Annotated in this window: 7 protein-coding genes; 2 read left to right on the top strand and 5 right to left on the bottom strand. The window is 73.2% G+C overall.

All coding sequences use genetic code 11. From position 1 onward, the window contains the following. Window positions 1-146 precede the first annotated feature (146 nt). The gene (locus tag ACZ5TL_RS28105; RefSeq protein ID WP_468593232.1) at window positions 147-848 is read left to right on the top strand and encodes a hypothetical protein; all 702 of its coding nucleotides are present in this window, start codon (window positions 147-149) and stop codon (window positions 846-848) included. Here ACZ5TL_RS28105 and ACZ5TL_RS28100 read toward each other — a convergent pair. Both ACZ5TL_RS28100 and ACZ5TL_RS28095 read right to left on the bottom strand, forming a co-directional pair. Next, window positions 827-1975: a glycosyltransferase gene (locus ACZ5TL_RS28100; protein ID WP_468593351.1), complete on the bottom strand. Its 1149-nt coding sequence runs from the start codon at window positions 1973-1975 to the stop codon at window positions 827-829. The two genes, ACZ5TL_RS28105 and ACZ5TL_RS28100, sit on opposite strands and share 22 nt — an antisense overlap. Before the next feature lie 211 nt (window positions 1976-2186). After that, a complete protein-coding gene (locus tag ACZ5TL_RS28095) occupies window positions 2187-2726 on the bottom strand; it encodes a WcaF family extracellular polysaccharide biosynthesis acetyltransferase (RefSeq protein ID WP_468593231.1) in 540 nt (179 codons plus the stop codon). Between the two features lie 333 nt (window positions 2727-3059). Between ACZ5TL_RS28095 and ACZ5TL_RS28090 the strand changes: the two genes are divergently transcribed. Continuing rightward, window positions 3060-4553: a hypothetical protein gene (locus ACZ5TL_RS28090; protein WP_468593350.1), complete on the top strand. Its 1494-nt coding sequence runs from the start codon at window positions 3060-3062 to the stop codon at window positions 4551-4553. A gap of 746 nt (window positions 4554-5299) precedes the next feature. On the opposite strand, the gene ACZ5TL_RS28085 is transcribed toward ACZ5TL_RS28090, so the two are convergent. From ACZ5TL_RS28085 to ACZ5TL_RS28075, 3 genes are read right to left on the bottom strand one after another with little or no spacing between them, the layout of a single operon-like run. Then, complete coding sequence (locus ACZ5TL_RS28085) at window positions 5300-6559, bottom strand: MATE family efflux transporter (protein ID WP_468593349.1); 1260 nt, start codon at window positions 6557-6559, stop codon at window positions 5300-5302. A 41-nt stretch (window positions 6560-6600) separates the two neighbouring features. Further along, window positions 6601-8358 carry a lipopolysaccharide biosynthesis protein gene (locus tag ACZ5TL_RS28080; RefSeq protein ID WP_468593230.1) on the bottom strand — a complete coding sequence of 586 codons (1758 nt, stop codon included), beginning with the start codon at window positions 8356-8358 and terminating at the stop codon, window positions 6601-6603. Further along, the gene (locus tag ACZ5TL_RS28075) at window positions 8355-9638 is read right to left on the bottom strand and encodes a glycosyltransferase (protein WP_468593229.1); all 1284 of its coding nucleotides are present in this window, start codon (window positions 9636-9638) and stop codon (window positions 8355-8357) included. The genes ACZ5TL_RS28080 and ACZ5TL_RS28075 overlap by 4 nt, the downstream gene beginning before the upstream one ends. Window positions 9639-9682 lie beyond the last annotated feature (44 nt).

Genomic DNA, 9682 nt, shown 5'->3' with positions numbered 1-9682 from the left:
GTCTTTCTGGTCGGGAACACCCTAGGAGGTGTATCTCCTCTCTCTCACTCGGAGGCCACTGGCGCTCGCCGGCGTTGTTTTGGTGGGGGGGGGTTCCCCCCCCCCCCCCCCCCCCCCCCGGAACCACCGGAGCAGGAGCAACAGACATGCGTAACCACCTCCGGCGCCCGGCTGTGGCGCCCCTGCTGCTGACGGCGGTGCTGGCCGTGGCGGGCTGCTCGTCGTCCGGGCCTGCGGGCAAGGACACCCCGTCCGTCTCCAGCCCCACGAGATCGCTCTCGGCGGCCGAGCGGCTCGCCGGGGAGCAGGACTCGGCGGGCGACGGCAGCAGCTCCGCACCCGCACGGTCCGCCTCCACCGGGCCCGTACGTCCCGACTCGGAACTGAAGCCCGCCACCGGCTCGTTCACCAAGAAGGAGAAGAAGTACCTGAGCGGGCGCGTGCCCGAATCGGTCGAACCCGCCGCCGTGCTGGAGGTCGGCCAGGAGGCGTGCCAGCGGATCGAGCGCACCGCGAAGCGCGACAAGGACGTGGCCGCGGCCGCCGTCGTCTCCGGGGAGATCCGGGACGCCGCCGACGCCATCACCCACCTCTGCCCCGAGCAGCGGCCGGTGCTGGACGCGGCCGAGGGCGGGTACCCGGACGGCACCCACACCGACCCGGAGCCCGGCCGCTACCGGACCGTTTCGGCAGTCCCCGACTGCCTCTGGGGGATCATGGATGCCAAGGGCAAGGAGCTGGATGCGGGCTCCGGGACGGGTGACGGCGAGGACCAGAGCACCCTGAACATCCCTGCCGACGCGGCGGAGTTCGTCTCCACCGGTTGCTACGCCTGGCTGCGGGCCTGAGCCACGGCCCGTCCGTAGACCCCCAGCAGTTCCTCCACCACGGCGTCCATCGAGAAGGCGTCGGCGGCCAGCGCACAGGCGGCCGCCGACGCCTTCTCCGCCTTGCCCGGCTCCAGCAGTTCCAGGACGGCCGGAGCGAGCCCTGCGGCGTCCGCGACGGCCCGGCCCGCGCCCGCCTCCCGGACTGCGGCGGCGAGTCCGTTCGACTCGGTCACCACGGCCGGTGTGCCGACGGACAGCGACTCCAGCACCGACATCGGGAAGGGCTCGTCCACGGACGGCAGGACGTAGACGTGCGCGCGGCGCAGTTCGTCCAGCACCCCCGCCGGGCTGAGCGGCCCGACACAGTCGAAGCGGTCGTGCAGCCCCAGGCTGTCGATCAGTTCCCGTACGGCGGCCAGTTCGCCCTCGTCGGGCCCCGCGACGACGAAGCGGGCATCGGAGTGGTGCCGGAGGATCTCCGGGGCCGCCGCCACGAAGTCACGGGGCCGCTTGCGTGCCTGGAGGCGGGCCGCGTACAGGATCCTGGGCGGACCCTCCGGGACCGGGCGCGCCCCCTGCCGGGACACCGCTGCCTGCCGGGGCACCCCGTTCACCAGTCGTACCGCGTTGCCCAGCGGAGCGCCCAGCACGTCGTCGAGGCCGCGGCGTTCGTGCGCCGTCAGGTGCAGGACGGCCGAGGCGCCGCGCAGCAGCCGCCGTACGGCCAGCGCGTCGAGCACCTTGGCCAAAAGCCTCTCGCTGGGGTCGACCATGCCGTGGGTCTGCAGCACCAGCGGGACACCGGCCCGCAGCGCGGCCAGGGCCACGGGCAGGGTCACCAGGTCGCGGGCCAGGTGGACGTGAACCACGTCCACGGCGCGCACCAGCCGGCCGGCCCCGGCCAGCAGCGCGGGTGAGGTGATGCCGCTGAAGCCGAGCGGCAGCAGCCGCCGGGCAGGCAGCAGCCGCGCGGGGATCCCCTCCACGTCGGTGGGCGGCGCCGTACCGAACCCGTCGGCCAGGGCCAGCAGCCGGGGCGCGTGACCGCGCTCGCGCAGCGCGTGCGACAGGTTGAGGGCGACCCGGACCGGGCCCCCGAAGGCACCGGTCGGGGAATGCAGGGTGACGACGTGCAGCACCCGCAGACCCGGCGTGCTCATCCCGTCCCGCTCCGGACGCGCCGTACTCATCCCCGCCCCTTCTGGAAGCGCCGCGCTCATCGCGGCCCTCTCCGGACCCGGTGTACTCATCGCGGCCCCCTCCGGACCCGGCGCACGCCCGCCTTCCACGGGCTGCGCGCCCCCGTCGCATCGCACACCCGGCACGCCCCGGCGCCGTCTCCCAGGCCCGACGCGCTCACATCGGTTCCTTGACGGGGCGACGGTCGCCGTCGGCGGTGTGCAGGGTGAGTTCGGGCAGGTCGCGGTGGAGGACCGAACCGGCGCCGACCACGGCGTGCCGTCCCACGCGGGTTCCGGCTAGCACCGTGGCGCGAGCGGCGATCCACGCCCCGTCCTCCACCGTGATGGGCGCGTTGCGGTAGCGGAAGTCGGCCGCCCGGTGGTCGTGGCTGCCGGTGCACAGCAGTGCCTCCTGCGAGACGCACACCTGGGCGCCGATGGTGATGGGCTCCAGGTTGAGCAGCCAGGCGCCCTCCCCGATCCAGGAGTGGTCACCCACCGTCAGCTTCCACGGCCACAGCACCCGGACCCGGTGCCGGATCAGCACGTGGTCACCGATGGTGGCGCCGAACGCGCGCAGCAGCGCGACCCGCAACCGGGCCGGACACCACCAGGGGGCGAACACCAAGTTCTGCACGGCGAACCACAGCGCCTGGGTCAGCCTGCCGCGCCCCTTGTCGTACCCGGTCAGCGTGAACGCCGAGAGATCGCGCATGGCGCCGGACTCCCCCCCTGTGCCAGGTCGTGGCGCGCGGTGCGGCCGCGCGACGGGGCCCAGGTTAGCGCCTGTCGCACCGTCACCACACGTCCCCGACCCGGGACCTGGGCCCCCGGGACCTCGCATCGCCAGGCGTGGGGCTCGTTAGACTGGCGGGACCGGGCGCCGACCGAAGACCGCCGGGAAGACCCGGAGAACCATGGGAAACCCCCGGGTGATGAGGGGTAGGGGCAGCCCCCGGGGGCGATAGGGGTATATGGAGTGGCGGCCGACAGCACAGCACCGGAGAAGCACGACTCGACGGCTGGTACCACGCACGGCGCCGTCTCGCTGCCACCCCCGTTCGCAGCCCGCACGCTGCTCTCCCGGGCGCTGGCCGTGCCGCTGGTGCTGGGGCTGTCGTGCTTCCTGCCGCTGGTGGTCGTCTCCCAGTCCGGCCAGGGCCCCCGCGACGCGGCTTTCCATCTCCAGTTCGTCCTCACCGTCTACTGCGGGGTGCGGCTGTCCGCCATGGTCCTGGCCGCCCGCCGCAAGCTGCTCCAGGCCTCCTTCTGGATGTTCTGCTACATGGCGATGGGGGTGGCCCCCCTCGCCCAGGCGGTCCTCGGCCGGGTGCCCACGCCGGTCGTCGGGCCCCGCGAGGATCTCGTCCAGGCCGTCTCCCTGGTGCTGCTCGGCTGCTTCGCCTTCGACGTGGGAGCGCTGCTCGCCCAGTACCGCCCGCCGTGGCGCCGCCGCGGACACACACGCGGAGGGTCGGCGTACGACGGTGCCGCGACAGGGAGCGGTGCCTCCGCGGACACCCGGCCGCTGCTGATCCACCGCAGGCGCCTGTCCCTGCTGGCACTGCTCGCCTTCGCCGCCGGCGCTCTCCTCATCGTCAAACTCGGCGGCCTCGTGGTCTTTTTCAGCAGCCGCCAGGAGATCATCGCGAGCGTCGAGGAGGCGGGGCTCTCCGGCGACGGCTCTCAGGCGGGCCAGGCCCTGCTGCGCGGCTTCGGCACCGTGCTGCCGCTGGTCGCCCTGCTCGTCTACACCCGCTGGCTGGTCACGTCCCGGCGGGCCCGCAGGACCTGGTCGGTGATCGCGACGTTCGGCGCGCTCGTCGTCCTCAACGCCATCGTCAACAACCCGATCTCCAACCCCCGCTACTGGTTCCTCACAGTGATGTTCGCGTTGCTGTTCACGGTGTTCCCGGTGAGCGCCGCGATGTACCGGACGTCCCTGAGCCTCGGCGTGGTGGTCGCCCTGCTGGTCTTCCCGTTCGCCGACCGGTTCCGGTACGACGAGAAGAACACCCGGCAGGTCGAGACGACGTCGTTCCTGGAGCCGCTGGCGCTCAAGGACTACGACCAGGTCGGCATGTTCGCCAACACGATCACCTATGCGGAGTCCGGGCCCGGCCACTCCTACGGATACCAGCTGGCGGGCTCGCTGCTGTTCGCCGTACCGCGCTCGGTCTGGCCGGACAAGCCGACCGACACGGGTGTTCTGGTGGGCGAGTGGATGGGCACGGTCAACACGAATCTGTCCTCACCGGTGTGGGCGGAGCTATGGCTCGACTTCGGGCCGGTCGGCATGACTGCCGGCCTGGCCGCCATCGGGTACGCGGCGGCCCGCGTCGACCGACGGCTCGCCCGCCGGGCCGTCCGCCGCGCTCCCCCCGGCAGCCTGCTGCTGATCGCCGTCCCGCTGCTCGCGGGCTACTCGTTCATCCTCATCCGCGGCCCGCTGCTCCAGGCCACGGGCCGGGTCGCGATCGCGGTACTGTGCCTCGTGCTGATCGCCACGTACCGGCGGGAGCGGGGGGTTTGGCTGGGCTGAGGGCTCGGTGTGGCCCGGAGGGCAGCACTGGACGACTCGGAACGACCCGCGGCCAGCTCCTGGCCGTCAGGGACGGCATTGACTACCGACTTGAACTGCAACACGGCCGTGAAATGTGTCGCACCTGCTGATTCGGCTGCCTGGGCGCGGTCGCAGTACCACGCCCGTGGACGTGACCCGACGGACGGCTTCATCCCTCTGACGCACCTCACGAGAATGGGCACGACACAGGCCCAGCCGCCGGCTGCTCCCACAGGCCGCGCGCACGGGCCGTCAGCAAGTCACCGGTCGCAAGGAGCGGGAGGACGACGCTTTCGTAAGCGTCGAAGGCGCCCAAAGCCCCCTTCAGGCAGCCGCGTGAGCATCAAGCATGTGACGGCCATGGCTCCCTCGTGGCTGTCTGCAAGCACCGATCTTCTGAGCCCAACCGGGGTACACGCCCTCCACGCCGCCCCCATCGGCCGCCTCTCTGCGCGACCTCCGGCTTGCCCCGTTCGCAAGTTCGAGCGCGGCGTGCGTGGCGTCAGCGACCGCGTGACGCTGATCGACCGCTGACGCCGTACGAGCGATGGGCCCGGCGGTCCTTGGACCGTCGGGCCACACGCGTTTCACCCGTCCCCACGTACGAGCCTGGCCACCAGCTCGGTGTCCCGCAGGTCCGCGAGGGCGACGTCTGCACCAGTGTCTCGCAGCGTGCTCTCGCAGCCCCCGGGCGGCTCACACCCCGGTACCGTCGCTCGTCCGACTCACCGTCCCACCGCCTCGACGTCCGTTACGGGCGGCTGCGGGGAGGAGCCGCCGTCGACGCCCGCCTGAGACCGTCGACGCACCCCGAGCACCCGCAGCCACGCGGCCAGCGCCTTCGCCCCTGACCCGGCGGCCAGGCCCCAGGCCGCGCCCAGCGCTCCGGCCCAGGCGTAGCCTGCGTACAACAGCCCTACCGAGAGCAGCGAGAAGGCCACCTGGACGGGGAGGGTCTCGCGGGGGCTGAGCACCCGGAGGGTGAGCAGGGCGCTCACGCCGAGGCCCATCAGCGTGTACTGCGTGCCGGTCGCCGGCAGCAGTTCCGCGACCGCGGGCCAGGTGTCGCCGAGGACCTGGCGGCCCCAGTGGTCCGGGAGGTGCCACCATGCCGTCCCCCATGCCGCGCCGACGGCGGCCAGGGCTGCGCCCAGCAGGACGGTGGCCCGGACCACGGCCCGGCCTCCGCCGAGCCGGTTCAGCAGGGGCGGGCCGAAGCCCTGGGCGGCGCCGAAGAACACGTTCAGCGGGCCGAAGAGCGCGGAGGCGCCGCGCAGCGCCCCGGCCGCCAGCGGGCTGCCCAGTGCGCCCAGTCCCAGCACCGCGAGCTGGCTGGAGCCGTTGCCGACGGCGAACTCGACGGCGAAGCGCTGCCCCAGGTGGCCGCGGACGGCGTACTGGCCCAGATCCGTGCCGGCTCCGGTCAGCGTCCGCCGCAGCAACAGGGCGGCGAGCGCGAGGCTCGGCAGGGCGGCGAGGCCCCACGCCAGCACCAGCCGGGCCGGGGAGGCCCCGTCGGGCTGCAGGGCCAGGACCGTCACGGTGGAGGCGAGCCGCAGCCCGTCCGCCGCCAGCGCGTGGTGGGGGCGGCCCAGCAGCGAGAAGCAGTACCGTGCGGCGTCCTGGAGCAGGACGACCGGCAGGACCGCGCCGAGCGTCGTGAGCGCCCGCCCGGGGGCGGGAGCCGCCCAGCCGGCGGCGGCGAGAGCCGCCCCGACGGCGCACGCCGACACCGCGGTGAACGCCAGCGCCGAGCGACAGGCCGTCGCCACGCGGCCGGCGTCGCCGCGTACCAGCACCAGCGCCTGCCCGACGTAGGACATGAACAGGCCGAGGACCACGGTGAACACCAGGTACACCATGGAGAACCGCGCGAACCCGGATGCTGTCGACAGCCGTGCGGCCAGGACGAGCACCAGGATGTTGGTCAGTCCGGCGGCGCCCTGGTCGAGTACCGAGGCGAGGGCCGCGGTACGCGTCCGCAGTGCGCCGTTTCCGGCGCTCACGTCGGCGCTCGTTCCGGCGCTCACGAGCGATCGGGCGGTACGACGACCCCCAGCGCCATCGTCGTCGAGGCGTCGCCGAGCTCGGCTTCCTCCGCCCCGCGGCCCCGGTCGTCGCGGTAGTGGTCCGCGACGGACCAGGACGGGTCCACGGAACGGTGTCCGGCCGCCGGCTCGCTGGCGGAACCCTCGGTGGAGCCGCGCCGCTTGCCCCGCTTGCTCTTCTGCTCCTGCCCGGTCCTGCCCTGCTGTCCCCGGTGCATGACCGTGCCCAGCACGGTGCCTCCCGCACCAGTGATGAGGTCCCGCAGCCGGGCCAGCTGGGAGCGGTGCACGCCGCGCGGATCGCACACCACCAGCACTCCGTCGACCCGGTCGACCAGCGCCAGCGCGTCGGCGTAGGCGAACACCGGCGGAGTCAGCACGATCACGGTCACCTTCGGGTCGTCCGCCTCCTCCACCAGCCGGGACATCTCCGGCGAGGTCAGCGCCCGCGCCACGTTGCGGACCCGGGTCCCGGGCACCAGGGCGAAGCTGCCCGACTCGCCCGCGTCCACGGTCAGCCTCCGCCGCCCCGGCCAGTCGTCGGACTCCGCACCGTGCCCCCAGCGCGGACCGCTGATCTCACGGGCGCGCAACTGCCCCTCCAGGGACGGCCGGCGCAGCTCGGCCTCGACGATCAGCACGCGTTTGCCGGTCTCGGCGAACGACGCGGCCAGATTGACGGCCACGGCGGCCGCCGTACGGCTGGAGCCGCGCGGCGCGGCCACCAGGAGCCGTCGCCGGTCGGCGAACCGCCGGTCGTAGGCGAGCCGGTAGGCGATCGAGCGGTACTCCTCGGCCAGCGGGGAGTCCTGGCGGTCCTCGGTCAGCAGCGGATCGGTGTCCCGGGTGCGCGGCAGCGCACCGAGGACCGGGGCGCGCAGCGCGCGGGCCACGTCCCCCTCCGAGCGTGCCGCCGGGTCGAAGACCAGCCGCGCCCACGCGATGAGCAGGCCGAGCGCGATGCCGACGGCGCCGCCCAGCCCCAGCGACAGCGCCCACCCGGGGCCGTCGGAGGCGGTGGGCACCGTCGCCTCCTTGATCACCTTGCCGGGTGTCGTGTCGAGCGACCGCAGGTCGCTGATCCGGTTGCCGAGCTCCGTGATGCGGCCCAGCAGGTTGGCCTTGACGGTGTAGTCCGCCTCGGTGCCGACGCCGTTCTCCAGCTTCGCGGCGAGCTCGTCGTGCTGCTTGGAGACCGGATCGAGCTGCTGCTGCAGCCCTTCGAGCATGGCGTCCCGGGTGCGGTCGGTGTCCTGTTCGCGGTCGTCGAGATACGCCTTGACCAGAGCGTTGGCGTGCCGCGCCGACACCTGGGGGTCCTGGGAGGTGTAGCTGAAGCTCAGCACCTGCGACTGCGGCGGGTTGGTCACCTGCAGGCCCTCCAGCAACGTCTCCGCGTCCCCGCGGAAGCCGAGCGCGTCCGCTGCGAGTTTCGCCGTTCTCCTGCTCGTGGCGGCTTGCCGCTCGGTGTTCATGTCGAGGATCTTGTCGGCCGCGACGCTCGGATTGAACGGGTTCTCGATCGCGGCGCGCACCACCACGTCGCTGGTGGCCACATAGGTGTCGGATGTGCTGTAGCCGAGCCAGGCACCGCCCAGCAGACCGAGCAGCACCCCGCCGACGATCAGCCTGGGATACCTCAACAGCTGCCGGAACTGGTCCCGCAACAGGTCCGGTTCGTCGTCCGCCCCGGTCACCGGCGCCGTGTCCGCCGTACCTTCATGTGACTGCGTCATGTCGCCGATCCCCTCACCGCCGGGCGCTGTCCTGACAGCACTTCGTCGAGAAGCGCGTCGTAGCGGGCCAGTCCCCCCGCCCGGCTCAGATGGGCCGCCACGTGGCGTGGCCCCGCGGCTCCCAGCCGCGCGGCCGCCGCCGGGTCGGCGGCCAGATCACGTACCGCCGTCAGCAGGGCGGCCGGGTCCTCCGGCGGCACCAGGACACCGGCGCCGGAGCGCCGTACCTCCCAGGCGGTGCCGCCGCCGTCCGCGACCGACGCGACGACCGGCCGGCCGGCCGCGAAGTACGACGTCAGCTTGGACGGCACGCTCATGTCGAGCACCGAGGCCCGCTGGGTCACGGCCAGCACATCGGCCGCCGCGAGCATGTCCGGGAAGTCGCCCTCCGGGGCCGACTGCAGGAACTCCAGGTTGGGCACGCCGTCCGCGAACCGCCGAAGGGTCTCGCGCTGGTTGCCGTCCCCCATGAGCACCACGCGGACGGCCGGGTCCAGACGCGCCGTCTCCACCAGCACTTCCAGGCCCTGCTTGAGGCCCATGTTCCCGGAGTGCAGGACGACGGTGTCCGAGGGAGCCCAGCCGAGTCGGCGCCGGATCTCCTCGCGCGGCCCGGCCGGGGCGGCCACATGGGACCAGTTCGGCAGGGTCCGGATCCTGTCGGGGGCCACGCCGAGGGCGGTGACCTTGGCGGTGAACGTGTCGTGGATGACGCCGACGAGGTCGGCCCGCCGTAACACGTACGCCTCGACGCGCGCCGCCGCGGCCGACGCCCGGTCCCCGCCCTCGATGCCGCTCTGCGCGGCGGCGGCTCCCATCAGATCCTGGACGACGGGCACGTAGGGCACCCGCCAGCGGGCCGCGAGCCGTGCCCCGGCCACACCACCCGCGAGGCTGGGCAGTTGGGCGATGACGGCGTCCGGCCGCGGCATCCGCGGTGGAGCGGTGAGCTTGTGCGCCAGCAGCGAGCCCTCGAACAGGGCTCGCCGCACCGCCGTCTGCCGGCGTGGGACGGTGTGCCGCCTGCGGTGCACCGTCACTCCCTCGCGGATTTCGGTGTGCCGCCACCTTCCCCGGTACTCCGGGTCCACCGACCACGACGGGTAGTGCGGCATGCCGGCCAGCACGTGGGTCTCGTGGCCCTGTGCCGCCCAGTGCTCGGCGATCTGGGCGGCGTAGGGACCTATGCCGGTGTGTTCCGGCGCGTAGTTGGTCGACACCAGAAGCAGCCGTCTGTGCCGCCCGGCGCCGGGCGGTCCGGCCGACCCGGATTCGCTCATCGTGTGCCCCCCTCGTGACGAACGATTACTCAGGTACCTTAATC

The sequence above is a fragment of the Streptomyces sp. NPDC033136 genome, from assembly GCF_055578235.1.
Note: the sequence above shows the minus strand (reverse complement) of the source record. Positions and strands in the feature narration are given on the sequence as shown.